The following is a 23,097-nucleotide window of genomic DNA, read 5'->3' as shown; positions in this document are numbered from 1 at the left end:
GCTCGCTGGCCACCTCAGGGCCGATGCCTGAGGTCTGCGCCACGATAGCGAACGCCTATCTTGGGATTCACGATGAAGCAGGTCAAGAAGGCCTACCCACGGCTGAGGTACGTGACGGGTACCGGCCGCCCCTACGTCTCCGTCCCCGGCAACCCGAAGGCCTACTACGAGTTCTTCCCGGACAAGGGCATCGTCACCGGGCTGGCTCTGGGGCTCGATATCCAGGACTGCGTCAGCTGAGTCTCTGGGTCAGCGCGGCCAGATCAGACGTCGGCTCCGGCGTTCGCGCGGCGGCCTCCGGAGTGGGGACCGTGCCAGTCCAGGCACAGGACGGTGGCGTCGTCCTTCACGTGATCGCCGCAGGCGTCGTTGACCGCGGCGATCAGAGCGCGCACGACCTCGCGCGGGTGCTCGGCGGCGGTAGCACGGAGGAGGCCGGGTAGGTCGACTGATTCCGCTTGGCGGTCCTGCATGCCGTCGGTGTAGAGCACGAGGCGGTCACCGGGGCGCAGGTCGAAGTCCTGCACCTGGTACGGGCCCTGCCCGGCGAAGCCGAAGGGCAGGTTCACGGCCAGTTGCAGAACCTCGACCATGCCGTCGCGCAACAGCAGCGGCCAGGGATGGCCGGCGTTGACGAGCTGGGCGCTGGTTCCGTCCAGGGCGATGCGCAGCAGCTGGCCGGTGGCGAAGGTCCCTCGGCCGTGGTCGAGGAGGGCCTGGTGGGTCTGACGGGCCTGCTCGGCGAGATCCGCCCCGGCGCGGCGGGCGCCGCGGGAGGCGTTGACCAGGAGGGTGGCCATGAGCGAGGCCTCGACGTCGTGGTCCATGGCGTCGGTGATGGACAGGTGCAGAGTGTCGTGGTCGAGGCTGTAGTCGTAGGTGTCACCGGCGATGTCGGAGGTCGGGACCAGGGCACCGGCCAGGGCGAACTGGGCCGCCTCGCAGGAAGGGGCCGAGGGCAGGAGCTGGCGCTGGATCTCTGCGGCCAGGCTGACCGAGGTGGTGCGATTGCCCCAGTGGTAGAGGTCGGTGAAGCGGCGGTCGGCGACGATGATGTACGCCAGCGCGTGCGCAGCCTCCTCGACCTGCTCCAGCACGTCCTGGGTGACCTGAGTGAGGAACAGCTCCAGCACCCCGATGGTGTCGCCGCGGTTGGTGACGGGGGCGAGGACCCGCTGTCCTTGCTCCTCCTGTGGGTGCCTGTACCAGCTTCTGGGTGCGCAGGACCGCGTCGTAGACGCTGCTGCCGGCGAGGAGGACCACCTGTTCGGCGTGGCGCTCCTGTTGCGTCGTCGCCTGCTCGTTGACCCGCAGCAGGCGACGGCCGACGACGTCGACAAACAGGAAAGACACGTATCGCGCGTCGAACCGGTCGCGCAGATTACGTGCCACGACGTCGAGGGAGCTCACCGGCGCGGCATCCTCCGCCGCTGCGAGGACCTCAGCCAAGCCAATCCGCCCGTGCGCCACATCAGTCTCCAGTTAGAGATCTTCCTTGCCGCCGACACGACAGGCATCACACTGTGACACACGCTTGCGCACGTACGTGTCTCGGCGAATGACCTCACACATCGAGGGCACACTCACACGGCCGCTGCGACGGCGGCGGCGACGAAGAGCACTTGCAGGGCCGTACGGGTGGGCAGGGTGGTCACCGGTTTGCCGGCCAGCGTGAGACCGCGGCGGGCCGCCGAGACGTTGGCAGGGAACATGGCGATCATGAGGAGTGCCAGCCCGATCGCCGCGTACGGCGCGACCGGCGAGAGCAGCAGCCCGGCGGCGCCGGCCAGCTCCAGGACACCGGTGAGGGTGACCAGCAGGGCCGGGTGGGGGAATGCCGGCGGGATCATCGCGACGAAGTCGCGGCGCCATGAGGGCAGGAAGTGCGGCACGCCGGTGAAGACGAACATCAGGGCGAGAGCGCCGCGCAGTGCGGGTTGCCAGGCGTCCAGTGCGTCGATACCGGCCAGGCCGATCAGCCGCAGGACGACGAAGCCGCCGGTGAGGGCGATGAACGGAACCATCCCGTCCTCCAATCTTGTCATCGGCAAGATTGGAGGAGACTCGCTATCTTGTCAATGTCAAGATAGGGTGAGGTCGACCGCGCGAACGCACCCGAGCTCGGAGGTGAGGCAGATCAACCAAGCGGCCTACCACCACGGCAACCTGAGGCGCGTCATCATCGACGCCGCCCTTCAGGCCATCAGCGAATCCGGCCCCGCGGGGTGGAGTCTGCGCGAGCTGGCCAGGCGGGCGGGCGTCTCGCACGCCGCCCCCGCCTATCACTTCGGCGACAAGCAAGGCCTGCTGACAGCCGTGGCCGCCGAGGGCTTCGCGATGTTCGCCGACACCCTCGAGCGAGCTGCCGCCGACGTGTGGGAGGTCGGCGTCGCCTACGTCCGCTTCGCCATCGACCATCGGCCCTATTCCGAGGTGATGTTCCGGCCGGAGCTGTACCGCGTCGACGATCCCAGCATCGCATCCGCGCGTGAGCGCGCCGCCCACGTGCTCGTCACCAGCGCAGGCACGCTGTCGCCGAGCCCGGAGCACGACCGGTTGACCACGATCGCCGCCTGGTCACTGGCTCACGGCTTCGCCGTTCTGTGGCTGAGCGGAGCCCTGCCTGAGAGCGCCGACGGCGACCCTGAGGCCCTCGCCCGCTCGATGATCAGGCTCGTCTTCGGCGCCATGCGCTGAGAGTCAGGCCGCCCCGCGGTCCGCCTCTGCGGACCCGCATTCTGCGCGCGCGTTTGAGCGGCGGTCTCGTTGTCCACCGAGGCGAACGTGGCACCGGGCCCACCGCGTCGGCGCGGCGCTGTGATGCTCCTGCGGACTGATGCCGTACACCCGCTTGAACGCCGAGCTGAGGGCGAACCCGCTGCCGTAGCCGACCTGCCGGGCGACGGCGTTCAGCGTGGCGTCGGATTGGCGCAGCAGGTCGGCGGCCAGGGCCAGGCGCCACTCGGTCAGGTAGGTCATCGGCGGCGTGCCGACGGTGTTGCGGAAGCACTCGGCCAGCGTCGCCCGTGACACGCCGACCGCGAGCTCCGCTACGTGCCGATCACCCGGGACCAGTTCGCCGACGCAGTCGTCGACGACGGCGCCCCGCGCGAGTTCGCCGAGCCGCTGGCCACGCTCATCTCCGAGTTCTTCGACGGCCGCAACAGCTCGCTGGCCGACGGCGTCGAGCGTGCCCTGAACCGCAAGCCCCGCGACTTCGCGGACTGGGTGGCCGAGATCGCCCCCACCGGCGTATGGGACGCCGCCTAGATGGGAATGCGCTGCGGGCGCTCCACCACCTGACGTTTTGCAATCCTTAGGGCTCAAGGCTTAGCCTAATGGCACTAGTTTGCGATGCGGTGGTCCTAGGAGAAGGGTGGCGCGCATGGCGCGGGCCGGGTTGACGGCGGACCGGGTGACGCTCGCCGGTGCCGAGTTGGCGGACGAGGTCGGGCTCGGCCACGTGACCATGTCCGCGGTGGCGCGGCGGCTCGGGGTGAAGGACGCGAGCCTGTATGCGCACGTGCGCAACCTGGAGGACCTGCGCGGGCGGATCGCGCTGCTGGCGGCGGACGAGAAGACCATCCGCATCGCCGAGGACACCGCCGGGCGGGCAGGCAAGGACGCGCTGGTGGCCTTCGCGAACGCCTATCGGGCGTATGCCCATGACCACCCTGGCCGGTACACGGCGACGCAGATCCCGATACAGATCGATCCCGAACTCGCGGCCCGGGCACCCGGGCCGCGTCGTGCGGTCGAGCTGACCTACGGCATGCTGCGCGCCTATGCGCTCGACGAGCCCGACCTGACCGACGCGGTACGGCTGGTGCGCAGCACGCTGCACGGCTTCGTCAGCCTCGAGGCCGCGGGCGGGTTCGCGCACGCGCGCCCAGCGGAGGACTCCTGGGCCCGCTGCCTCGACGCCCTGCACACCCTCCTGGAGCGCTGGCCCGCACGCCATGAAGGAGACCCGACATGACCGACCCGACCATCGGCCGCCTGCGCGTGGACGGCGCCACCCTGCACTACGAGGTGCGCGGAAGGGGACCACTCCTGCTCCTGATCCCCGGCGGCACGGGCGGCGCCGCCTCCTTCGACGGTGTCGCCGACGACCTGGCCGCCGATCACACGGTCGCCTCCTACGACCCGCGAGGCCTGTCCCGCAGCCCGCTGGACGACCCGGAGGCCCGACAGCGGGTGGCCCAGCATGCCGATGACGCGTTCCAGCTGCTGGAGCTGCTGTCTCCAGACGCTCCCGCCCGCGTGGTCGGCTGCAGTTCGGGGGCGATCGTCGCGCTGCACCTGCTCACCACCCACCCCGAGCGGATCGAACGCGTCGTGGCGCACGAGCCGCCGGTGGTGGAGGTGCTGCCAGACGCCGCCGAGCATCGCGCGCTGCTCGCCCGCGTCCAGGACACCTTCCGCAGGGACGGGCTGATGCCCGCGGCGGCCGAGTTCGCGGCCGGACTCAGGCGGCCCGGCGCCGATCCGGCCGACGCCCAGGCGGCCACGGAGCCGCCGCCGCAGGCGACGGCCCGAGCTGAGCGGACGATGGCGGACATGCCCTACTTCCTCGGGCGTATCGTGCCGAGCTTCATGGCCTATGTCCCGGACGTGGCTCGACTGGAGGCTCTGTCGGACCGGCTCGTGCTCGCGGGCGGAGCGGACTCGCGCGGCGAACTGCCCTACCGTCCCGCCGCCTTCCTGGCCGAGCGGTTCGGCACGGAGCTCATCCACTTCCCCGGCGGGCACACGGGTCTCAGCACGCACCCCGCCGCGTTCGGTGAGCTGCTCCGCAAGGTGCTGAGCACCTAGTCGTTCCTACGCCGACGCTTTCAAGCCCCTCGAGCCGACATCATCCTGTCGAGCAGGACGGGCACAGTCGTGATCGCGGCAAGCCCCGCGCCGAGCCATGGGATGACGGTGATCCCTGCTCCGGCATCGAGCGCGGCGGCGGCCAGTACGGGCACGAGGCTGATGCCGAGTTGGAAGGCGGAGACGGTGCTGGCTCCCGCGAGCGTGGGCGCCTGGGACGCGATGGCGAACACGCGCCCGTAGATGGCCGGGTTCAGCACGAATCCGGCGACGCCGAGCAGCAGGACCAGGGGGACGACGGCCAGCGCGTGCCGGGCGAGTACGGCGAGCAGAACGGAGCAGACCACGATCCCGACCGCCCCCGCCAGGAGCGCGCGGGTGGGCAGCCTGTCGGCGATCCTGCCCCCGATCGACAGACCGATCAGGGCGCCGACGCCGAACAGGGTCAGGATCGCCGGAACCCATACCCCGGGTATGCGGGTGACGTCGGTCAGGAACGCCGCCAGGTAGTTGAACGAGATCATGTAGGCCGCGGTGCTCAACAGGGTGACGGCGTAGACCACCCACAGCTGGGGCCGCCTCATCGTGCGAAGCTCGCTCCTCACGCTCGCCTCGCCGCGCACGCTCGTGGCGGGCAGCGCCACGAGCGTCACGACAGCGCCGGCGATGGTGAGGGCGACCACGGCCCAGAAGCCGCCGCGCCACCCGGTGAAGTAGCTGAGCAACGCGCCGGCCGGGCCGCCGACGATCATCGCGAGGCTGAGCCCGCTGACGACCACACCGGAGGCGCGCGCGGTACGGTCGGCCGGGACCAGGCTGATCGCGGTGACGGCCGCGACCGCCCAGAACCCCGCGTAGGCGAGACCGCACAGGAAACGCGTGGTCAGGAGCAGCGCGTAGTTGTCGGTGAGGATGCCGATCGCCACGCAGGCGGCGAAGACCACCTGCGTGACCACCAGCGTCGGCCGCCGTGGCCAGCGGAGGGTCATGATGGCCAGGGGCGGCCCGCCGACGACGACGCCGGCGGCGAACGCCGAGATCAGCGCTCCGGCGGAGGACAGCGTGATCCGCAGGTCCTCGGCGACGGCCGGCAGAACCCCTGCGAGCAGGAACTCCGCGCTGCCCATCGAGAACAGGCTGAAGGACAGCAGGTAGACCCCCAGAGGCAGTCTGCCGCGGGCGGCCGGCGCCTGCTGGATCGCGGCCTCGGCGCTCATCGGCCGGCACCCCCGTCACGCAGGAGCGAGGTGAGACGCCGGTCGAGCACGTGCCGGGGCGCCGCACCCGTCGACGAGCCGGAGGGACGGCCTCCGGCGTACATGACGAAGGCGGGGAGGGGCTGCTCGGTGTGCGTGGTGGGCATGAGTGAGTCTCCTTCGTGGGGTGAGGGTGAGGTGGCGGGTCGGGGCCCGCGTGAATGTGGCGGCGGGGGAGTGCCCGCCGCGCTGCCTCGGCCGGCTACCTGCTCCCGGCGGCCGAGGCGCGGTGCTGCTCGACGGCGTGGCGGACGTCCTCGTCCACCAGGTCGGCGTTGATGGCGAAAGCGGCGGCCGATCCCATCCCCGCGGCGGTGACGACCTGGGCGCGCGGGTCGATGACGTTCCCTGCCGCCCAGACCCCGGGGACGCTGGTACGGCCCGTCCGGTCGGTGGTGATCCAGCCGGTGTCGTCCTTGGCGCAGCCGAGGCGGGTCAGCAGCTCGTCGTGCGCCACCGTGCGCGGGAAGAGGAAAGCGGCGGTGCGGGGGAGCACGCGGCCGTCGGCGAGCTCGATGCCGCGCAGCCGGCCTCCTTCGACGACGAGGTGGTCGATCTTTCCCTCGACGATGCGCAGCCCGCGCCCCTCCAGGCGCTCCCGGTCCTCCGCCGTCAGGTCGAGGGTGTGCGGGAGGAAGAGCACGTCGTCGCTCCACTGGCGCAGGAGCAGGGCCTGATGCACCGCCCCCGGATGCGTGCCGAGTACGGCGAGCGGCTGGTCGCCGACCTCGTAGCCGTGGCAGTAGGGGCAGTGCAGCACGTCCTTGCCCCACCGCTCGCGCACCCCGGGGATGTCAGGCAGCTCGTCGCGCAGGCCGGTGGCGACCAGGACACGGCGGGCCTCCAGCACGGGGCCGCCCTCCAGCCGGACGGAGAAGCCGTGGTCGATGTCCTCCACGCGGCCCCTGACGAGGCGCACGCCGTACCGGGCGATCTCGGCTCGCCCGAGCTCCAGCAGCGTGCCCGGTGGCAGGCCGTCGCGGGACAGGAAGCCGTGCATGTGCGCGGCCGGGGCGTTGCGCGGCTGCCCGGCGTCGATCACGACCACCTTGCGCCGCGCGCGCCCCAGGAGCAGGGCGGCGTTCAGGCCGGCCGCTCCCGCGCCGACCACCACCACGTCGTGTCTCTCGTCGGCCGCAGTCCGCGCGTCCGCGTCATAACTGTTCATCGCCTTGTTCATGACGATCACCTCCGGCCCCGATGGTGCGTCCCGCCCGGAGCCGATGACAACTTCTGTTGCCATTTCTGGAACGGCGGAGGTGGAATGGGCCCATGGAACAGCAGCCCTCGATAAGCGCCACGCTGGCTCAGGTCGGCGCCCGCCTCAGGCGTATACGCATGCAGCGTGGAGTGTCCCTGTCCGCACTGGCCGAGGCCACCGGCATCAGCAAGAGCACGCTGTCGCGGCTGGAGTCGAACCAGCGCCGCCCCAGCCTGGAACTTCTGCTGCCGATCGCGCAGGCGCACCAGGTGCCACTGGACGAGCTGGTCGGCGCGCCGGAGGTCGGCGACCCGCGCGTTCGCTGCAAGCCCATCGTCCGCAACGGGCGGACCGTACTGCCCCTGACCACCCAGCCGGGGCCCCTGCAGGCGTGGAAGTCGATCATCCCTGCCGAGCAGAACCAGCCGCGGCCGATCACGCACGAAGGCTACGAATGGATGTACGTCCTGTCCGGACGCGTGCGGCTCATCGTGGCCGACCACGACGTGATCATGGGACCTGGCGAGGCCGCCGAGTTCGACACCCGCCTGCCGCACTGGTTCGGGCCGGCGGGCGACACGCCCGTGGAGGTCCTCAACCTGTTCGGCCGCCAGGGCGAGCGCATGCACGTGCGCGCCAAACCCCGCGCCCGCCAGGACACGGCCTCCTAGCGCGGCGCGGCTCGCGCCATAGTCAGATCATCGCGATACAGGAACCGACGTTCCTGATCCTGAGGGCCGTTGCGGCAGGGCCGCAGCACGGCTACGGCATCATCACCGACGTCCTGGAGATCTCCGGTGAGCGGGTGCGGCTGCGCGCCGGCACCTTGTCGCCGCGCTCGACCGGCTCCAGGGCGAGCGGCTGATCGAGACCGACCACGAGGAGGTCGTGGACGGCAGGGCCCGGCGCTACTACCGGCTCACCACCGAGGGCGCGGCCCTGCTGTCCGCGGAGGCCGAACGCCTGCGCAGGAACGCCGACACCGCCGCCGCGCGGCTGCGTCGCGGCCCGGCCGCCCGGCCGTCCCTCGGCGGCGCCTCGTGACCGCGCTGGAACGGCGCTACCGCCGGTTGCTTACCTGGTACCCCAAGGACCACCAGGCGCGGCACGAGGAGGAGATGCTCGCCGTGCTGCTGGCGGCCTCGACTCCGGGCCAGAGCAGCCCGGCCTGGCGGGACGCGTTCGACCTGGCGCGCGGCGGGCTGGCGATCCGGGCGCGCAGGGCCGCGTCGCCAGGGTCGCGGCGCCGACGCGGCGCGCGTGATCCTCCACTCCGCTGCCGAAGAAGCTGTGCAGGCTGACACGCGCACACCGCCCAGTGGCAGACTGTCCGAATGATCGTCAGACTCGCCCAGGAGCAGGATGCACCCGGCTTCATCGCGCCGAGCGGTTGCACATCGTCCAGTCGGCGGTCAGCCAGCAGGCCCGCCGCCTGGAACGCGAGCTGGGCGTGACGCTGTTCGACCGCACGACCCGGCACGTTTCGCCTGTCGGCCGCAGGCGAGCGGCTGCTGCCCGAGGCCCCCGCCGTTCTGGCGGCGGCCGGCAGGACGCTCAGGGTGGCCGCCGACATCAGGTCGGGCGACGACGGCGTACTGCGGCTCGGCGCGGTGAACGCGCCAGGCGACGGGATCTATCGCATGCTGGGCGAGCTGGCCACCGTGGCACCTCGGCTCCAGGTCAGACTGCGGCGGCTGAGCCTGGCCGACCGGCTGGCCGCCGTGCGGTCCGGCGAGCTGGACGCCGCGCTCGTGCGGGCGCTACCCGCCGCTCCCGAGCTGGAGCTGCTGCCCGTGTGGACCGACCCTCTGTACGCGGCGCTGCCGGCCGACCACCGGCTGGCGGACGAGCCGGTGCTGCGCCTCAAGCAACTGGCCGGGCTGCCGGTACGGCTCGCCCCGCGCGAGAACAACCCGCCGTTCCACGACCTGGTCATGGACGCGTTCCGGGCGGCGGGCGTCGAAGTGTGCCTCGGTCCGCCGTTCACCGACTTCCAGGAGACCCTTGTCTCGATCGCGTCAGGTCCTCCGTCGTGGACGGTCTTGTACGAGGTGTCAGGCCTGCCCGTCTTTCCCATGGTGGCCATGCGGCCGCTGGCCGAACCCGCGCTCGTCACCTCGCTCGCCGTGAAGCCGGGACCGCCGAGCCCCCGCGTACGCCACCTGCTCAATGCCCTCGCCGCGACCGGCCCGGCTGCCGGGCGACGTCCAGTTCTCGGCGGTCACCGGTCGGGTCGCCGGGTGACGTAGCCCGGAGCGCCCGTCAGCTCCCCACCCGTTCCAGCGGGTCCAGGCAGAGCCAGAAGCCGTCCAGCCCCACCTCGGCCAGCACCACGTGACGGCCGGCGTCGGAGTCGTGCGCGCGGAACTCCACCGCCACCAGATCGTCCTCGTCCTGGTCCTCCTCGTCGTCGATCAGGCGGAGCCGCAGGACGGCCTCGCCCTCCATCCGCCAGCGGAAGGCCAGCGTCTCCTCGCCGTGAAGGGCCGAGTGGTGGCGCAGCTCGCCCGTGCCGTCGGCGGAGAAGACGACCTCGTCGCTGAACAACACCCCCGCCGTCCCGTTCGCCGAACGCCAGCGGCCGACCAGCTCTGTCATGCCGGCAAGGTTACGACGTGACGGCCGCGATGCCCCCACTGGCCGGTGTTCCCGGGTCGCTGGAACGGGTTGGCTGTGGTGCCTTTGTCGGTGGGTGTTCGCGGGTTGTTGGAATGGGGTGGCCATGATGACCTCGTCGAGCGGCGTTGACGGTTTTGGCGGGACCTCGGTGTGGCAGGTGTCCAGGATGACAACCGTCTGGGACGTGGCGGTCGTCGGAGGAGGGCCCGCAGGCTCGGCGGCGGCCCTGCGCGCCAAGCAGCTCGATCCCGGCGCGCGCGTCCTGCTCCTCGGCAGGGACGACTTCCCCCGCGACAAGGCGTGCGGCGACGGCGTCGCGGCACACGGCAGGGACGAGCTGGCCCTGCTCGGCCTTCCCGATCTCATCGCCGACTACCGGCCGACACAGCGCCTGTCAGTGATCTCGCGGCGGCGTGCGCGTCTCGGCCACGGTCGCCCGCCCCAACCACCGGCCACGAAGTACTGCAGTTGCCGCTCCCACACCTCGAACAGGCGGACCTCCTCACCCCACTCGCTCGCCTCCAGCAGCATCGGGCGTTCGTTGCGCCACTGTTCGAGAACGGCGGCCACCGAGTCCGTCATGTCTGCCTCCGAAGTATGCGAGCACTCATCTATTTGACTGCTACACAAGCACTCGTTACCTTAGCACTCACTTAACTAGCTCTCATTAAGAACGGGTTCGATCATGCCTTTCATCTCCGCGCAGGACACACGTGTGCACTACGAGGTCGACGGCCAGGGCCCCGGCCTGGTCCTGGTCCACGGCATGGGAGGCGATGCCGAGAAGGTCTTCGGCAACGTCTTCGGCCACTTCACCGGCACCCGGACCGTCGTCCGCCCCAACTTCAGCGGCAGCGGGCAGACCACCGACGACGGGCGGGACCTGAGCGTGGACGGCATCGCGGAGCAGATCACCGCGGCCACCCGGGCCGCGGTAGACGGTCCTGTGGACCTGCTGGGGTTCTCGCTCGGCGCGGTCGCCGCGGCCTCCGTCGCCGCGCGCCACCCGGAGTTGGTCCGCAGGCTCGTCCTCGTCGCGGGATGGACGGACTCCACCGGTCCCCGCGACCGCTTCTACTTCGAGACCGCGCGCGAGCTTCTGGACACCGACCGTGAGCTGTTCAAGCGCTTCTCCACCCTGACCGGCTTCGGCGCCGCGGCCCTGGACCGGTTCGGCCACGAGGGCCTGGCCCATTCGCTGGCCGACGCCTGGCCCCCGCCCGGCATCGCCCGCCAGGTCGATCTCGGGCTGAACGTGGACATCCGCCCGCTGCTGCCCACCATCACCGCCCCCAGCCTGGTGATCGGATTCACCGACGACAACATGATCCCGATCGAAGGCTCCCGTCGACTGCACGCCGCCATCCCGGACAGCCGCCTGATCGAGATCGAGCGGCAGGGCCACATGGACTGGTTCGCCGACCCGAGCGAGCTCATCGCGCTCACCCGCGACTTCATCGACACCCCGCGCGCCTGATGTTCTTCGCGCCCGGCGCGCCCCGGGAGGAGTACTTCGAGAACGTCGGCGAGATCGCCGGTCTTGGCGAAGAAGAACGCGCGGAGTTCTTCCTCCGCCACGACAGCTTCTTCATCTAGGCCGCGGATTCCGGCACCGGCGATGGACACACCCTCTACGAAGGATCGAACCGAAGGAGCTTTCACCATGCGCGTCAAGAAGATCACCCACGAGGACGGTGCCTGGACCGGCGTCGAGGACCATCAGATATTCGTGAACGACCTGATCGACGCGGCCACGCAGCCAGACGCGAAGATGACCGTTGGGTTCGCGCGCGTCGCCAGGGGCGAGTCGATGGACATCAGCTTCCCCTACGACGAGGTGCTGATCGTGACCGCGGGCTCCTACGCGGTGCGCACCGAGGACGGCGAGACCCTGCGAGCAACCGCCGGGGACGTGATCTACCTGCCCGGCGGCACCTCCAACTCCTCCTGGGCCGAAGAGGACACCGAGATGGTCTACGTCGCCAACCCACCGGACGTCTACGCCGCCCATGTGGCCGCCTCGGAGGCCGGCTAGGTGTATTGACCACGAGCGTTGTTAACAGAGGGCTTGATCACTAGAGAAGCCTCCGATGTGGTGAAGGTGTCGCATCTGCACCGCACGAGGCTTCATGCCCCCCTAACGCCCGGCTGGCCATGTACGCCCGCCGACTGCTCGTCCAGCGTGTGCTGGCAGGGCGCCCTGTCGCGCACGTGGCCGCCGAGAGGGGCATCTCCCGGCCCACCGCCTACAAGTGGATCCGGCGCCAGCACCGCCCATGCGGGCTGCTTGAGCTGTGTGCGCGGACGACGGGCAAGCACGGTTCTTAGGGGGCGGGAGCGCAGTATTGCGCTCCCGCTACCCGACAAGTGTTCGTACTCGTCCAGGGCGTGGCGTAGGTGGTGTTCGTTCAGAGCAGGCAGCGGTCCAGGAGTTCGTGGCGGCAGGACTGCATCCATCGCTGTCGCGGTAGGGACCGCCCTTTAGGTGTCGCGCGGATGACCAACGTTTCTCTACCTCTGTTCTGGCTTTCGGGGCCTACGGAGGTCGGGAAGTCCACGGTTGGCTGGGAAGTGTTCGCGCAGCTGAGTCGTGCCGGCGTCAAGACCCAGGGACGTTCTTGAGACGGCGGACTGAGGTTGACGGGATCCCGTCTGGTCATCGCGATCAGGCGGGATCTTGTCGTTTCAGGGGTTTCGAATTGAGGCCGTCCTGGTTCGGGGGCCGCGGAGGTCTGAGTGGTGTCAGGGCGGTGGCGGAGGACCGAGTTCGCGTCCGCTGGGCATGGCGATGCCGGCGCCGGGCTGGGAGGTGATCTGAGATGTGCGTTATGGGGTGGGTGGCGGCCTGCGCCGGCCCCGTGAGCGGCGTGCGGTCGCTGTGCTCTGCGGGGATCTCGGGGATATCGGGCTCGTCTGGGCGGCTGGTGGGTGCGGCGCCACTGGTCGAGAGTGCAGGGCTCCGTGGGAGCTGCCCTGCACTCCTCACAGATCCACTTTGTGGTCGAGTGGGAGTCGGTGGCCGAGTTCGCCTGCGGAGTGGGCGAAGTGGCTGGTCGGTCGGGCGCGGTCGACGATGGCGAATGCTGCGGACGAGCCTGGTCGCGACCGCGCCGGCCGCGTCCCTGGGTGAGGATCGATCGGCCTATCGCCCGCTGGACGCGCCGACGACCAGCGGCAGCGAAACTGACGTGCCGGCCAGGTCGACGGTGACCTTGGCCCCGGTGCCGGGTTCGGCGTCGGTGATGTCGTCGTTGGTTCCGGTCAGTACCAGGCCCAACCGATGCCCGGCCTTGAACTCGTAGTCCTGCGGCAGCATCCTCCAAGTGATCTTGTAGAGCTTGCCCGGCGTCAGCGGTGTCCGACGGCTCAGCGACCTGTGGTTCTGCGCGTCCAGGATCCCGCGGGTGACCACCTGGAAGCCGGAGGTCACTCTGTTGTCGGCGGCCCTGAGGTAGCAGCCGTCATCATCGGCCGTGCCCTTGCCGACGCAGTCCTTGCCGTCCACGAGCATGAGGCCTTGCCCGCCGGCAGGGTCGACGCCGTGGATGCGGGTGTCGGTGCCGTAGTCGACGAGCAGGACGCCCAGGTTGGCGGTCGGCTTGTCCAGCTTGAGGCGCAGGCTCACCGACGGTGTTCCGGACAGCCGCATCGCGTCCTTCAGCGGCGAGGTCAGGTAGGCCAGCCGGTCAGGGTTGGCGGTGTCGGGGTTGCCGGCCATCGCGGCCTCGGTCCGCAGGGTGTCGAGGTAGCTGCCGGTGCCGGTCGAGGGCCTGCGGCCCAGCGAGCCGTCCCGCTGCGGCCTGAGAGTCGTCGTCCGTGTTGGCGCCGGCCAGTCGGCCTGAGTGATCCAGCGGCCCGGGCCGAGCTGTACGTCGGCGCGCGGCTGCCGCATGATGTCGTTGGAGACGCCCATCAGTTCATGGTCGAACCACTGGTGCAAGGTGTCGACCCACACGTCGCGGCGGGCCCAGAACGGATCGAGGTGCCCGTACTGGGTCACCCACACCTTGCGCTCCACCCGGCGGGGCAGCTTGGACCACCACTGGGAGAACTGGTCGGCCATCACGTTCCGGTCGTGCATCCCCACTACCGGGAAGACACTGGCACGCACGTTGCGCACGTTCGAGATCGGTCCCGTCCGGTAGTCGCGTTCGTGCCAGTAGGCGTTGTAGTCGCCGGTGTCGTCGTCCGAGCCTTCGTTCATGCGCTGGTGCACCGCCGCGCATTTCTCGTCCGGGTCCTCGTCGACCATTTTGGCCAGCCATTCCTGGCCGCCCTTGAAGTCGGTGAGGCTGCCGTTGGCGCGCCACATGTCGTACCAGCTGCTGGGCGCGGCGAGCGGCACGATGGTCTCCAGCCCGCGCACCCCGGTGCCGGCGACGCCGATGGCGAGGGATCCTTCGTAGGAGTGGCCGATCATCCCGGTACGCCCGGTGGTCCAGGTGGCTTTGACCGGGTTGCCGTTGTCGTCGTAGGCGCTTGCCCGGCCGTTCAACCAGTCGATGACCGCCTTGCCTCCCAGCACGTCGGACGGACCGCCGGTGGTCGGGCAGCCGTCGGACAACCTGGTGCCGACCATGTCGACGGACACGAACGCGTACCCGCGGGGCACGAAGTAGTTGTCGTAGAAGAGCGGGAACTTCGTCACGTTCCCGTCCGCGTCGTACGTCTTGTGATCCAGCTCGAAGCCGGCACCCGGCTGGTCGTAATACGGGCTTTCGTGCATGATGACCGGGACCTTGAGCCCGGAACCGGACTCCTTCGGGCGGATGATGTCCACCCGGACCAGGTCCTTCTTGCCATCGCCGTCACTGTCGGCCGGCGACTGCACGCGGACGTGCTCACGGATGGCGTCTTCGTAGGAGAAGACGGGTTGCGTGACCCCGCCGGAGATCTCGATCGCCGGCGTCACCGCCGCCGATACGGCGGGAGCGCTCGCGACCACGGTCGCGAGTGCGGTGGTGGCGAGGAGCGCTCGCCGTTGGAAGTTTGACATGTGCATTCCTATTGAGCTGTGCGGAACGAGCTGTCGCTGCGTGGGCCGAGGTGTTCTCAAGCCGAATCGAGGGCCTCGGTGATCTTGCGGTTCATGTCGGCGACGGTGGTGCTGGGCCGGTCCCGGAGGGCGCGGGTGGCTGCTTCGACGGCGACGATGACAGCGCGGCGGAAGTTGTCGGCCTCCGCCGGGTCCTGCTGCTTGAGCAGGCTCATGGCTGCGGTCAGGGCGGGCAGCACCTGGTCGGCGAGTGCCGCGACGGACTTGCCGTTCAGGTTGATGTCCCTGGTCTTTTCGGCGAGTACGTGCCCGACCGGGCCGGTCGCGGAGGCCAGGGCGATGGAACCCGCGGTGGCGGCCTTGTGCGGCTTGCCGGCGGCATCGGCGGCCGACATCAGCGAGACGGCGCCGTAAGCGGCGGTACGTAGGGTGGTCTTGTCCTGCTCGGTAAGGGCGATGGACATGGTGGCCTCCTTCAAAAGCTGGGTTGAGAGGAAACGGCCCGGATGGGGCGGGTCGGTATCGCGCGTCGAGCCTGGTGCTAGTCGTCGATGGCCTGGTAGAGCGTGGTCCAGAAGTCGTTCATCAGGTGCGCCGGGTTCGGTACGGAGTAGCCGACCTGGGTGAGCAGGAGTCCGGTCAGCTGGTTGACCGGGTCGGCGTAGGCTGAGGTGCCGGCCCCGCCGTCCCAGCCGAACTGGCCGATGGGCGCGTAGTCGCCGCGGTAGGTGCGCACCGCCATCCCGTAGCCCCAGCCGCCCTGCTGGCCCTGGCCGAAGGAGATATGGACGTTGTTGACGGCCAGGGCGGTGCGGGCGGCGTTCTGCTCGGGCGACAGGCGGTTGGTGGTCATCAGCTCGACCGCGGGTCGCGACAGGATCCGCTTGCCCTGGTGGGTGCCGCCGTTCAGCAGCATCTGGAAGTAGGCGTGGTAGTCGTCGGCGGTGGAGACCAGCCCGCCGCCGCCGCCCTGGAACGCCGGAGCTTCGCTCCACCGTCCCCCCTTGGCCTCGTCCCAGACGAGGAACTCGCCGCTGGCCGGGTCGGGGGCGTACAGGTCCGGCAACCGGTCGATCTGGTCGGCGGGCACGTGAAAGCCGGTGTCCTTCATGCCGAGGGGCTCGAAGATGCGCTCGCGCAGGAACTCCTCGAACGACTGACCGGTGACCCGGGAGACGAGCACCCCGACGAGGTCGCTGCTGATCTGGTACTGCCAGTGCTCGCCGGGCTGGTGCATCAGCGGCAGCTCGCCCAGGCGACGCATCCATTCGTCCTGCTCGGGCACCTCCACCGGCAGGTTGGGCGTGAGCCCCCGCTCGAAGATCGCGTTCAGGATCGGCGTGCCCAGCGCCGTCATGTCCATGCCCAGCCCGAACGTGGAGGCCAGCACGTCCCGCACGATGATCGGCCGCCGCGCCGGCACGGTCTCGTCCAGCGGGCCGTCGATCCGCTTCAGCACCCGCCGGTCGGCCAGTTCCGGCAGCCACGTCTCCACCGGGTCGTCCAGCCGCACCCGGCACTCGTCCAGCAGCACCATCGCCGCCGCGATCGTGATCGGCTTGGACGTGGAAGCCATCCGGAAGATCGTGTCGCGGCGCATCGGCGCGCCACCGTCATGGCGCATCGTGCCGATAGCTTCCACATGCGTCCGGCCGCCGCGGCTGACCAAAGCGACAATTCCGGGGATCTTCCCGGAATCGACATGCCGCGTCAGCACCTCGCGCAGCCTGCGCAACCCCGTCGCGGTGAAGTCGCTGTGTCCCATGATGAGTCTCCTTTACAGAATTGTTTTGATCTTGCTAAGCCCGTTCGTGGCCTGAGGGCTCTCAGGCGCTGGGCCGTTCATGACATCCACGATCGCCGGTCGCTCTGATACCGGCCCGTTGCCGTCCTGACGCCGCCGCTGACACGGCAGCGTCTGGCCGACGGTGAGCGTGAAGGTTGTCCACGCCGTGGGTGAGCGCGTGCACGCCGGTGGGGGCTGAGCCTTCATGGTTGCCATCGGTCACGGCGGCCACCGTGCGGCGAAGCTGGGCGCGTAGTCCTTCAGCCTGACGAGGTGCGTCCGGGGCGCCTCCCGTGTGCCGGCGGCGATCATCTCCGGCGCCTCCTGGATGGGCATGCCCATGAAGAACCGGTCGGCCCCTTCGCGTCCCATCTGCTGATGCTCGGCGACGAAGCCGCGCATCTCCCGCTCGTAGGCGGCGAACGCCGCCGTGTGCTCGCCGTCGGCGACGGCCAGCTCGCCGGCCAGGACGTAGGCGCCGATCAGCGCCTGGGAGGAGCCCAGGCCGGAGGTCGGCGCCGCGCAGTAGCCGGCGTCCCCGAGCAGCACCACCCGGCCCGAGGACCAGCGGTACATCTCCACCTGGGCGTTGGCGTCGAAGAAGAAGTTCTCCGCCCTGCTCATCTCCTCCAGCAGGCGCGGGATGGGCCCGCCTTCGCCGGCGAACTGCCCGGCCACGATGCGCTTGTGCTGCGCGACGTCGTCACGGTCGTAGGCCAGCGGTCCGGAGGTGAAGTGCAGCGCCGCATGCGCCTCGGCGTTGTTGCGGATGCTGAGTATCTCGGCCGCCTTGCCCGGCATGCTGGGGAGCAGGACGGAGCCGGGCAGGCCGAGGTGGCAGGGCAGGCTGAAGGTCGCCGTGTAGATGCCCAGATGCCGTACGAACCACTCGCGCGGCCCGAAGACCAGCGAGCGGGTGCCCGAGTGCAGCCCGTCGGCGCCGGCCACCAAGTCGAAGCGGCGCGGCCGGCCACGTTCGAAGGTGACCCGCACGCCGTCGGCGTCCTGCTCCACAGTGGCGATCGAGTCGCCGAGGACGTACTCCACCTCCTGGCGGGTGGCCTCGTACAGCAGGCCGATCAGCTCACCTCTGAGGATCTGCAGGTCGCCCGCGAAGGCCACCGCGGGCAGGTCGCCGCCACCGTCCGCCCTCGCCGCCCCGCCCATGAGCGGGTTCAGCGCTTCGACCCGCTCCAGCAGGGCCATGCGGTCCAGCACGTCCAGAGCCTCGCCGCGCAAGCCCACCACGCCCGCGCCCGCACGCACCCGCGGGGCCCGCTCGACCACGGTGGGGGTGAAACCGTGGTGGCGCAGCCAGTACGCCAGAGCGGTCCCGGCGACGCCGGCGCCGGAAATGAGGACGTCCATCACCATGCTCCATCGAACGAACGACTCGTGCGATTCGAGGATCAAGTACGGTAACCCCCGGAACAACGACGAATCCTGAAAGATCACCTTCAGCAGGAGTGAACGGAGCAGGTCAGGCGTGGAACTGCGCGACATCGAGATCTTCCTGACCCTGACCGAGGAGCTGCACTTCGGCCGCACCGCTGCCCGGCTGTGCCTGTCGCCCGCCCGCGTCACCCAGGCGATCCAGAAGCAGGAGCGGCAGATCGGCGCGCCGCTGTTCGAGCGCAACAGCCGCACGGTACGGCTGACGCCGGTCGGGCAGCAGCTCCGCGACGACCTGCGGCCTCTCTACGCCGGGCTGAAGCAGAGCGTGGAGCGCGCCCAGCTCGCCGGCCAGGGCATCACCGGCATCCTGCGTGTCGGCATGCTGCCCGCCAACGCCTACGACCTGCGCGCCTACTGGGACATCTTCCGCCTCCGGCACCCACAGTGGAAGCTGCGCATCCGAAGCACCCAGTTCAGTGACGCTTTCACCACGCTGCGCCGCGGCGACATCGACGTCCTGATCGCCTGGCTGCCCATCGACGAGCCCGACCTCACCGTGGGACCGGTCCTGCTCGCCGAACCCCGGGTGCTGGCCGTCTCCACCGGCCACGAGCTCACCCACCGCACGTCGGTCTCCCTGGAGATGGCCGCCGACTTCCAGCGCCCGCACTCCGACACCCCGCCCGACTACTGGTACGACGCCTACGTTCCGCGCGAGACCCGCCGCGGCCGCACGATCGAGCGTGGCCCTGTGGTGCAGAACACCGAAGAGGCCATCACTCTCGCCGGCATGGCCGAGATCGTCGTGCTCTTCCCCTCCCACATGACCCGCTACTGGGTACGGCCGGACATCACCTACCTGCCGGTCACCGGCATGGGACCGTTGCCGTACGCGCTGGTATGGCGCAGCGAGTCGGAGAACGAGCCCATCCGGGCCCTGGCCGAGGTGGTCCGTGATCTGGGCCCTCTTGCTCCGGAGAGCTGATCGCCGAGCAACACCGCGGCAGGTGATCTGCGCGTCGACACCGACGGTCGGCCGGTGCAAGAGGTAGCCACGGACGTACGGGCTCGCGGCAGCAACTGGCCGAGTCTCTTCCCCTGCACGCAGTCCTCTCGAGCAGGGTCAGCCGCCACGGACAGCAAACCCCAGTCGGGCGGCTGAGGAGAGCCCCATACCGATCACGGTAGCCGAGCGCACTCCCGCAAATGACGCAGCATGTACGTGATAACCGCCGTGGTTCACCGGCCTGGCCGGCCTGACGGCGGTCACCGTTGCGACGGCGGCGCTGCTCGGTGTCGCGGCGTGGCTGGCCCGCACGGCGGAACCCGCCTGACGCCCTCCGGCGCCGTCCATCTCCTGGTGCAGGAAGAGCCTGCCGCAAGGTACCGGGGCGCGCGCGATCAGGCGGATTCTTCGAGCGCCGCGGCGTACGCGGAGTCCATGCGGGCGCGTACGGTGGGTCCTTCCGGCGGTGGCCGGCGCCGCGCCTGTGATCCGAGGTGGACCTCGCGTAGCTCGTCCATGTACGCCTCCCATAGTGGGGGTCCACCGCTGACGAGCACCCGCGCGCGGGCGGCGAACTCGTCGGCCACCCCAAGATGTTCGATTCCCCATGCGCTGAGCTGGGCGAAGACCGGGACCAGCTGGATGGCCTGCTCGGTCAGGGAGTAGATGCTCTTCTGCTTGTGGGTGGGGTCGTCGCTCTTGGTGAGCAGGCCGTGTTCGACGAGCGTGGCGAGCCGGTCGGCGAGGATGTTGCTGGAGATCCGCTCCGGGCCGGCGAGCAGCTCACGGAAGTGGCGGGCGCCGACGAAGATCACGTCACGCAGGACGAGCAGCGTCCAGCGGTCGCCGAAGATCTCCAGCGACAGGTTGACCGGACACCTCGAGCGGACGTCCCTCCGCATGGATCCACCTCCGATTCCATTGTCGAACTGGTTGTGTTCTTGTACCAGCTTTCCTTAGGCTGGAAGCGGTTGCAAAACGATAGTGGTTGTGTTTTGCCAGCGAAGCAACTGAGGGGGCAGGCCAGGCAGGAACAGCACGAGAACCAGGCTGTCGCCTTGGCGGACGGGAGAACGGGCATGACCACGGTGAGAGGAGACAGCCATGGAGAAGGACACGACGAACCACAGCGAGCCCTCCGGCTGCTGCGCGGGGTCAGCCTCGCCGCCGTCGGCCACTGTCGGCGCCACCGACGCACCGGGCCTGCCCGCGGCCGTCGACCGGGCCACCTTCCAGGCCGAGCTGGACAGGCTGCGGGCTCGGGAGAAGGCGCACACCAGGGAAGGTGACGCGATCGCCGCGGCCCGGCGTCGCCTGCCCATGGTCGAGGTGGACGCGGGCATCGCGCTGATCGGGCCGAACGGGCCGACCACCCTGCTCGACGCGTTCGAAGGGCGCAGGCAGCTCATCGCCTACTACTTCATGTGGTACCCCGGGAACCCAGCGGCCGAGCAGTGCGAAGGCTGTACGTGGTGCGCCACCCAGGTCGCGGAGCTCTCCTACCTTCATTCCCGCGACATCACCTACGCGGTCTTCTGCCAGGGGCCCTACGACGAAAGCGCCCGCTACCGCGACTTCATGGGCTGGGACGTGCCGTGGTACTCGGCGCAGGACTCCCTCGACACGCTCCTCGTCGGACGCCACATCGGCCTGATGCACCTCGTGTGCTACGTACGCGACGGCGACCGCGTCTTCGAAACCTACTGGACGACCCGCCGCGGCGTAGAGGTGATGGACTACAGCTACGCGCTCATGGACCTCACCGTGTACGGACGCCAGGAGCCGCATGAGGACTCGCCTCCCGGCTGGCCGCAACCGTGGGGGACCGGCTCCGGCAACGTCACACGCATCAACGGACGCCCCATCGCCCAGTGGTCGCGCCTTGAGGCCGGCCGCTCCGACGACCTCACGGCCGGGCCCTGATCGTCGGTGGGGAGGAGTTCCCCTCAACGCCGGGCGCAGGAAACCAGGCCCTGCGGGCTCAGTCGGTGTACCAGGTCTTGTAGTAGTCGCACGACCAGTAGCCCCAGACCTTGAGCTTGAAGCACGTGCGGAACCATCGGGAACCCCAGTTGTTGATCGCGGGCGTCGTCACGCTGGACTTGCCGGAGGCGATCGTGCGGTGGCAGTAGCGCCAGGTCTTCCTGTTGTCGTCCGACCAGTCGAGTGTCACGACGTCGCCGGGCTTGAGATTGCTGCCCCACACCCAGTAGATGCGTTCGTAGCGCTTGGTGTTGCGGTTGTAGTAGACGCGGTTCTTGCTCGTGTACAGCCGCGCGGCCCCGGCTCCCGCCTGCACGCCGCCCCTGTACCAACGGTCCGATTCGCGGGGGACGTACGGGTAGGGGTTGATGTTGGGCCCGCACGAGCCTCCGATGGGTCCGGCGGCGGCCTGGACGCCGACCCGGGTCTCCTCCGGCACGAGGAAGTCCGTCGTCTCGGGGTCGGGTGTGACGGGATCCATGGTCATCGCGCTGTCGGGATCCAGCGGGACGGGGTCGGCGGCGGCGCCCCCGCCGAGCGTGGTGGCCAGGACGAGTGCCAGGATGCCCGCGGTGCGGCATAACCGGTTGACCATGAGCGCATACCTTTCCGTTGGTCGAGGAGGGCGACCAAGCGGACGGCCGGCCCCACGACGAAAGTAGCCATCAGCCGTTTCGCGGTCGTCAGCCGCTGATGCGACTTTTCGCTTCCACCGATCGCAGTAGCGCGCCTCTGCCATCAACCGGCCGTGGTACTGCGCACACCGGCTTCGTCGTCGGCGGAAAACTGATGGATCATGGAGGCGCTGCCGTACAGACTGGGCATCATGACGGAAGGCGACCTCGTGTCGGCGGCGACGACAGGGGAGGTCCGGCGGCTGTTGGACGCCGGCGCGTCCCCGCCAGGGCTGCCGTCCTCTCCGCATTCCCGCTCCTGACGCGGCCGGGCGCGGCGGCTCCGCACGTGGAGGTGGGGGTCGCGGCACCTTCGAATGCCGGGCATCCTAGAGGGAGCGCGACTGGCGGCAAGAGGATGGAATCGACCATCGGGGAGCTCGTCGTGGAAGCCGACCGCCTGGGCGACCACTCCACGAGGAGACGTATGTCCAGCACACGCCTGCTGCCCGGCGGTCCGGTCGCCGAGAGCGTACTCAACGACGTGGCCGCCCGCGCCGCCGTACTGACAGAGAAGAGCGTCACCCCGTCTCTGGCCACCATCCTCGTCGGCGACGACGACGCCAGCGCCGGTTACATCCGCATCAAGCAGCGTCAGGCCGCCGAGCTCGGCTTCGACTCCCCGCACACGCACCTGCCCGCCGACGCCACCCAGGCCGACCTGCACGCCGCCATCGCCGCCTACAACGACGACCCGGCGGTGCATGGGCTGCTGGTGCAGTACCCCGTGCCGGGGCACCTCGACTACGACGCCGCGCTCCAGGCCATGGACCCGGACAAGGACGTCGACGGGATGCACCCGCTCAACATGGGCCGTCTGGCCCTCGGCATGCCGGGCCCGCTGCCGTGCACGCCGGCGGGCATCGAGGCCCTGCTCGCGTACTACGACATTCCGGTGTCCGGGCGCGAGGTCGTCATCCTCGGCCGCGGCGCCACCCTCGGACGGCCCCTGGCCGTGCTGCTCAGCCAGAAGCGCCCGACGGCCAACGCCGCCGTCACCGTGGTCCACACCGGTGTGCCCGACTGGGCCCGCTACACCCAGCGAGCCGACATCCTCATCGCCGCGGCGGGCGTGCCGGGCATCATCCAGCCCGAGCACGTCAAGCCGGGCGCGGTCGTGGTCGGCGGCGGGGTCCGCTACGAAGGCCGCCGCCTGCTGCCGGACGTGGACGAGTCGGTCGAGAGCGTGGCGGGCGCGATCACGCCGCGTGTGGGCGGCGTGGGGCCCACCACGGTCGCGATGCTGTTCCGCAACGCCATCACGGCGGCGGAACGTGCGGTGGCGGCCGCCTGAGCCGCGGCCTACGGACCCAGGCTCACGCCCCGCTCTCCTGGCTGTCTCAGAATCCGATGTAGGAGGGCCGGG

At 69.9% G+C, this 23,097-nt stretch carries 29 protein-coding genes, 2 pseudogenes and 1 riboswitch; of the genes and pseudogenes, 18 read left to right on the top strand and 13 right to left on the bottom strand.

Annotated features, from left to right (window positions below; genetic code table 11):
• Positions 1 to 72: 72 nt before the first annotated feature.
• Complete coding sequence (locus tag ABFX50_RS25025) at positions 73 to 240, top strand: hypothetical protein (RefSeq protein ID WP_346149766.1); 168 nt, start codon at positions 73 to 75, stop codon at positions 238 to 240.
• A gap of 23 nt (positions 241 to 263) precedes the next feature.
• On the opposite strand, the gene ABFX50_RS25020 is transcribed toward ABFX50_RS25025, so the two are convergent.
• Positions 264 to 1,133, bottom strand: coding sequence for a PP2C family protein-serine/threonine phosphatase (locus ABFX50_RS25020; RefSeq protein WP_346149765.1), 870 nt, complete (start codon positions 1,131 to 1,133; stop codon positions 264 to 266).
• A gap of 139 nt (positions 1,134 to 1,272) precedes the next feature.
• Between ABFX50_RS25020 and ABFX50_RS25015 the strand changes: the two genes are divergently transcribed.
• Positions 1,273 to 1,527, top strand: a complete 255-nt coding sequence (locus ABFX50_RS25015) for a hypothetical protein (RefSeq protein ID WP_346149764.1) — start codon at positions 1,273 to 1,275, stop codon at positions 1,525 to 1,527.
• Between the two features lie 56 nt (positions 1,528 to 1,583).
• Here ABFX50_RS25015 and ABFX50_RS25010 read toward each other — a convergent pair whose 3' ends face one another.
• Positions 1,584 to 2,045, bottom strand: coding sequence for a DoxX family protein (locus ABFX50_RS25010; protein WP_246451606.1), 462 nt, complete (start codon positions 2,043 to 2,045; stop codon positions 1,584 to 1,586).
• An 82-nt stretch (positions 2,046 to 2,127) separates the two neighbouring features.
• On the opposite strand from ABFX50_RS25010, the gene ABFX50_RS25005 reads away from it, so the two are divergent.
• Positions 2,128 to 2,697, top strand: a complete 570-nt coding sequence (locus ABFX50_RS25005) for a TetR/AcrR family transcriptional regulator (protein WP_346149763.1) — start codon at positions 2,128 to 2,130, stop codon at positions 2,695 to 2,697.
• A 3-nt stretch (positions 2,698 to 2,700) separates the two neighbouring features.
• Here ABFX50_RS25005 and ABFX50_RS25000 read toward each other — a convergent pair.
• Positions 2,701 to 3,054, bottom strand: a pseudogene (locus ABFX50_RS25000) (helix-turn-helix transcriptional regulator); the annotation flags it as partial.
• On the opposite strand from ABFX50_RS25000, the gene ABFX50_RS24995 reads away from it, so the two are divergent.
• From ABFX50_RS24995 to ABFX50_RS24985, 3 genes are all read left to right on the top strand, one after another.
• Positions 3,055 to 3,270, top strand: a complete 216-nt coding sequence (locus tag ABFX50_RS24995; RefSeq protein ID WP_346149855.1) for a hypothetical protein — start codon at positions 3,055 to 3,057, stop codon at positions 3,268 to 3,270.
• Between the two features lie 115 nt (positions 3,271 to 3,385).
• The gene (locus ABFX50_RS24990) at positions 3,386 to 3,979 is read left to right on the top strand and encodes a TetR/AcrR family transcriptional regulator (RefSeq protein WP_346149848.1); all 594 of its coding nucleotides are present in this window, start codon (positions 3,386 to 3,388) and stop codon (positions 3,977 to 3,979) included.
• On the top strand, positions 3,976 to 4,815 hold the full coding sequence (locus ABFX50_RS24985) for an alpha/beta fold hydrolase (RefSeq protein WP_346149762.1): 840 nt from the start codon (positions 3,976 to 3,978) through the stop codon (positions 4,813 to 4,815). Before ABFX50_RS24990 ends, ABFX50_RS24985 begins: the two co-directional genes overlap by 4 nt.
• A gap of 20 nt (positions 4,816 to 4,835) precedes the next feature.
• On the opposite strand, the gene ABFX50_RS24980 is transcribed toward ABFX50_RS24985, so the two are convergent.
• The 3 genes from ABFX50_RS24980 to ABFX50_RS24970 all read right to left on the bottom strand — a co-directional run bounded on the left by ABFX50_RS24980 (position 4,836) and on the right by ABFX50_RS24970 (position 7,251).
• Positions 4,836 to 6,032 carry an MFS transporter gene (locus ABFX50_RS24980; protein WP_346149761.1) on the bottom strand — a complete coding sequence of 399 codons (1,197 nt, stop codon included), beginning with the start codon at positions 6,030 to 6,032 and terminating at the stop codon, positions 4,836 to 4,838.
• Complete coding sequence (locus ABFX50_RS24975; RefSeq protein ID WP_346149760.1) at positions 6,029 to 6,178, bottom strand: hypothetical protein; 150 nt, start codon at positions 6,176 to 6,178, stop codon at positions 6,029 to 6,031. Before ABFX50_RS24975 ends, ABFX50_RS24980 begins: the two co-directional genes overlap by 4 nt.
• Before the next feature lie 95 nt (positions 6,179 to 6,273).
• Complete coding sequence (locus tag ABFX50_RS24970) at positions 6,274 to 7,251, bottom strand: NAD(P)/FAD-dependent oxidoreductase (RefSeq protein ID WP_346149759.1); 978 nt, start codon at positions 7,249 to 7,251, stop codon at positions 6,274 to 6,276.
• Between the two features lie 92 nt (positions 7,252 to 7,343).
• Between ABFX50_RS24970 and ABFX50_RS24965 the strand changes: the two genes are divergently transcribed.
• The 5 genes and pseudogenes from ABFX50_RS24965 to ABFX50_RS24945 all read left to right on the top strand — a co-directional run bounded on the left by ABFX50_RS24965 (position 7,344) and on the right by ABFX50_RS24945 (position 9,521).
• Positions 7,344 to 7,943: a helix-turn-helix domain-containing protein gene (locus tag ABFX50_RS24965; RefSeq protein WP_346149758.1), complete on the top strand. Its 600-nt coding sequence runs from the start codon at positions 7,344 to 7,346 to the stop codon at positions 7,941 to 7,943.
• Positions 7,944 to 8,133: 190 nt separating this feature from the next.
• Complete coding sequence (locus ABFX50_RS24960) at positions 8,134 to 8,316, top strand: hypothetical protein (protein WP_428834704.1); 183 nt, start codon at positions 8,134 to 8,136, stop codon at positions 8,314 to 8,316.
• Positions 8,313 to 8,573: a hypothetical protein gene (locus ABFX50_RS24955; RefSeq protein ID WP_346149756.1), complete on the top strand. Its 261-nt coding sequence runs from the start codon at positions 8,313 to 8,315 to the stop codon at positions 8,571 to 8,573. The genes ABFX50_RS24960 and ABFX50_RS24955 overlap by 4 nt, the downstream gene beginning before the upstream one ends.
• Before the next feature lie 17 nt (positions 8,574 to 8,590).
• Positions 8,591 to 8,710, top strand: a pseudogene (locus ABFX50_RS24950) (helix-turn-helix domain-containing protein); the annotation flags it as partial.
• A 121-nt stretch (positions 8,711 to 8,831) separates the two neighbouring features.
• Positions 8,832 to 9,521 (top strand): LysR family substrate-binding domain-containing protein, encoded by a 690-nt coding sequence (locus ABFX50_RS24945; RefSeq protein WP_346149755.1) that lies wholly within the window; start codon positions 8,832 to 8,834, stop codon positions 9,519 to 9,521.
• Between the two features lie 13 nt (positions 9,522 to 9,534).
• On the opposite strand, the gene ABFX50_RS24940 is transcribed toward ABFX50_RS24945, so the two are convergent.
• Positions 9,535 to 9,870, bottom strand: a complete 336-nt coding sequence (locus ABFX50_RS24940) for a hypothetical protein (protein WP_346149754.1) — start codon at positions 9,868 to 9,870, stop codon at positions 9,535 to 9,537.
• 187 nt (positions 9,871 to 10,057) lie between these two features.
• On the opposite strand from ABFX50_RS24940, the gene ABFX50_RS24935 reads away from it, so the two are divergent.
• The 4 genes from ABFX50_RS24935 to ABFX50_RS24920 all read left to right on the top strand — a co-directional run bounded on the left by ABFX50_RS24935 (position 10,058) and on the right by ABFX50_RS24920 (position 12,219).
• Entirely contained in the window at positions 10,058 to 10,510 is a 453-nt protein-coding gene (locus tag ABFX50_RS24935) for an NAD(P)/FAD-dependent oxidoreductase (protein ID WP_346149753.1), read from the top strand.
• 66 nt (positions 10,511 to 10,576) lie between these two features.
• Positions 10,577 to 11,368, top strand: a complete 792-nt coding sequence (locus tag ABFX50_RS24930) for an alpha/beta fold hydrolase (RefSeq protein WP_346149752.1) — start codon at positions 10,577 to 10,579, stop codon at positions 11,366 to 11,368.
• A 186-nt stretch (positions 11,369 to 11,554) separates the two neighbouring features.
• Positions 11,555 to 11,926, top strand: a complete 372-nt coding sequence (locus tag ABFX50_RS24925) for a cupin domain-containing protein (protein WP_346149751.1) — start codon at positions 11,555 to 11,557, stop codon at positions 11,924 to 11,926.
• A gap of 119 nt (positions 11,927 to 12,045) precedes the next feature.
• Entirely contained in the window at positions 12,046 to 12,219 is a 174-nt protein-coding gene (locus tag ABFX50_RS24920; RefSeq protein ID WP_428834701.1) for a helix-turn-helix domain-containing protein, read from the top strand.
• Positions 12,220 to 13,033: 814 nt separating this feature from the next.
• Here the strand turns inward: ABFX50_RS24920 and ABFX50_RS24915 are convergent.
• The 4 genes from ABFX50_RS24915 to ABFX50_RS24900 all read right to left on the bottom strand — a co-directional run bounded on the left by ABFX50_RS24915 (position 13,034) and on the right by ABFX50_RS24900 (position 18,041).
• Complete coding sequence (locus ABFX50_RS24915) at positions 13,034 to 14,887, bottom strand: CocE/NonD family hydrolase (protein WP_346149750.1); 1,854 nt, start codon at positions 14,885 to 14,887, stop codon at positions 13,034 to 13,036.
• Between the two features lie 56 nt (positions 14,888 to 14,943).
• Positions 14,944 to 15,351 carry a hypothetical protein gene (locus ABFX50_RS24910; RefSeq protein ID WP_346149749.1) on the bottom strand — a complete coding sequence of 136 codons (408 nt, stop codon included), beginning with the start codon at positions 15,349 to 15,351 and terminating at the stop codon, positions 14,944 to 14,946.
• A 77-nt stretch (positions 15,352 to 15,428) separates the two neighbouring features.
• The gene (locus ABFX50_RS24905) at positions 15,429 to 16,652 is read right to left on the bottom strand and encodes a serine hydrolase domain-containing protein (protein WP_346149748.1); all 1,224 of its coding nucleotides are present in this window, start codon (positions 16,650 to 16,652) and stop codon (positions 15,429 to 15,431) included.
• Positions 16,653 to 16,892: 240 nt separating this feature from the next.
• Positions 16,893 to 18,041 (bottom strand): FAD-dependent monooxygenase, encoded by a 1,149-nt coding sequence (locus ABFX50_RS24900; protein ID WP_346149747.1) that lies wholly within the window; start codon positions 18,039 to 18,041, stop codon positions 16,893 to 16,895.
• A gap of 118 nt (positions 18,042 to 18,159) precedes the next feature.
• Between ABFX50_RS24900 and ABFX50_RS24895 the strand changes: the two genes are divergently transcribed.
• Entirely contained in the window at positions 18,160 to 19,053 is an 894-nt protein-coding gene (locus tag ABFX50_RS24895) for a LysR family transcriptional regulator (protein ID WP_346149746.1), read from the top strand.
• Positions 19,054 to 19,469: 416 nt separating this feature from the next.
• Here the strand turns inward: ABFX50_RS24895 and ABFX50_RS24890 are convergent, their stop codons facing one another.
• On the bottom strand, positions 19,470 to 19,976 hold the full coding sequence (locus tag ABFX50_RS24890; protein ID WP_346149745.1) for a winged helix-turn-helix transcriptional regulator: 507 nt from the start codon (positions 19,974 to 19,976) through the stop codon (positions 19,470 to 19,472).
• Between the two features lie 202 nt (positions 19,977 to 20,178).
• Here ABFX50_RS24890 and ABFX50_RS24885 point away from each other — a divergent pair, with 202 nt between their 5' ends.
• Positions 20,179 to 20,997 carry a DUF899 family protein gene (locus tag ABFX50_RS24885; RefSeq protein WP_346149744.1) on the top strand — a complete coding sequence of 273 codons (819 nt, stop codon included), beginning with the start codon at positions 20,179 to 20,181 and terminating at the stop codon, positions 20,995 to 20,997.
• Between the two features lie 58 nt (positions 20,998 to 21,055).
• Here ABFX50_RS24885 and ABFX50_RS24880 read toward each other — a convergent pair whose 3' ends face one another.
• The gene (locus ABFX50_RS24880) at positions 21,056 to 21,652 is read right to left on the bottom strand and encodes a hypothetical protein (RefSeq protein ID WP_346149743.1); all 597 of its coding nucleotides are present in this window, start codon (positions 21,650 to 21,652) and stop codon (positions 21,056 to 21,058) included.
• Positions 21,653 to 22,061: 409 nt separating this feature from the next.
• Positions 22,062 to 22,144, top strand: a riboswitch (ZMP/ZTP riboswitch).
• A gap of 14 nt (positions 22,145 to 22,158) precedes the next feature.
• Between ABFX50_RS24880 and ABFX50_RS24875 the strand changes: the two genes are divergently transcribed.
• On the top strand, positions 22,159 to 23,025 hold the full coding sequence (locus ABFX50_RS24875) for a bifunctional 5,10-methylenetetrahydrofolate dehydrogenase/5,10-methenyltetrahydrofolate cyclohydrolase (RefSeq protein WP_346149742.1): 867 nt from the start codon (positions 22,159 to 22,161) through the stop codon (positions 23,023 to 23,025).
• Positions 23,026 to 23,097: the final 72 nt, after the last annotated feature.

Source organism: Nonomuraea recticatena (genome assembly GCF_039533245.1).
GTDB classification, from domain to species: Bacteria; Actinomycetota; Actinomycetes; order Streptosporangiales; family Streptosporangiaceae; genus Nonomuraea; species Nonomuraea roseola.
The sequence above is the reverse complement of the archived record's forward strand: the minus strand, read 5'-3'. Positions and strand labels throughout refer to the sequence as shown.

Coding starts and splice junctions, on each gene's coding strand:
- ABFX50_RS24970 (WP_346149759.1), bottom strand. CDS start 7,251: ATGAACAAGGCGATGAACAGTTATGACGCGGACGCGCGGACTGCGGCC.
- ABFX50_RS24940 (WP_346149754.1), bottom strand. CDS start 9,870: ATGACAGAGCTGGTCGGCCGCTGGCGTTCGGCGAACGGGACGGCGGGG.
- ABFX50_RS24990 (WP_346149848.1), top strand. CDS start 3,386: ATGGCGCGGGCCGGGTTGACGGCGGACCGGGTGACGCTCGCCGGTGCC.
- ABFX50_RS24875 (WP_346149742.1), top strand. CDS start 22,159: ATGTCCAGCACACGCCTGCTGCCCGGCGGTCCGGTCGCCGAGAGCGTA.
- ABFX50_RS24885 (WP_346149744.1), top strand. CDS start 20,179: ATGGAGAAGGACACGACGAACCACAGCGAGCCCTCCGGCTGCTGCGCG.
- ABFX50_RS24980 (WP_346149761.1), bottom strand. CDS start 6,032: ATGAGCGCCGAGGCCGCGATCCAGCAGGCGCCGGCCGCCCGCGGCAGA.
- ABFX50_RS24905 (WP_346149748.1), bottom strand. CDS start 16,652: ATGGGACACAGCGACTTCACCGCGACGGGGTTGCGCAGGCTGCGCGAG.
- ABFX50_RS25025 (WP_346149766.1), top strand. CDS start 73: ATGAAGCAGGTCAAGAAGGCCTACCCACGGCTGAGGTACGTGACGGGT.
- ABFX50_RS24915 (WP_346149750.1), bottom strand. CDS start 14,887: ATGTCAAACTTCCAACGGCGAGCGCTCCTCGCCACCACCGCACTCGCG.
- ABFX50_RS24910 (WP_346149749.1), bottom strand. CDS start 15,351: ATGTCCATCGCCCTTACCGAGCAGGACAAGACCACCCTACGTACCGCC.
- ABFX50_RS24880 (WP_346149743.1), bottom strand. CDS start 21,652: ATGGTCAACCGGTTATGCCGCACCGCGGGCATCCTGGCACTCGTCCTG.
- ABFX50_RS24900 (WP_346149747.1), bottom strand. CDS start 18,041: ATGGACGTCCTCATTTCCGGCGCCGGCGTCGCCGGGACCGCTCTGGCG.
- ABFX50_RS24890 (WP_346149745.1), bottom strand. CDS start 19,976: ATGCGGAGGGACGTCCGCTCGAGGTGTCCGGTCAACCTGTCGCTGGAG.
- ABFX50_RS24920 (WP_428834701.1), top strand. CDS start 12,046: ATGTACGCCCGCCGACTGCTCGTCCAGCGTGTGCTGGCAGGGCGCCCT.
- ABFX50_RS25010 (WP_246451606.1), bottom strand. CDS start 2,045: ATGACAAGATTGGAGGACGGGATGGTTCCGTTCATCGCCCTCACCGGC.
- ABFX50_RS24965 (WP_346149758.1), top strand. CDS start 7,344: ATGGAACAGCAGCCCTCGATAAGCGCCACGCTGGCTCAGGTCGGCGCC.
- ABFX50_RS24975 (WP_346149760.1), bottom strand. CDS start 6,178: ATGCCCACCACGCACACCGAGCAGCCCCTCCCCGCCTTCGTCATGTAC.
- ABFX50_RS24935 (WP_346149753.1), top strand. CDS start 10,058: ATGACAACCGTCTGGGACGTGGCGGTCGTCGGAGGAGGGCCCGCAGGC.
- ABFX50_RS24925 (WP_346149751.1), top strand. CDS start 11,555: ATGCGCGTCAAGAAGATCACCCACGAGGACGGTGCCTGGACCGGCGTC.
- ABFX50_RS24930 (WP_346149752.1), top strand. CDS start 10,577: ATGCCTTTCATCTCCGCGCAGGACACACGTGTGCACTACGAGGTCGAC.
- ABFX50_RS24985 (WP_346149762.1), top strand. CDS start 3,976: ATGACCGACCCGACCATCGGCCGCCTGCGCGTGGACGGCGCCACCCTG.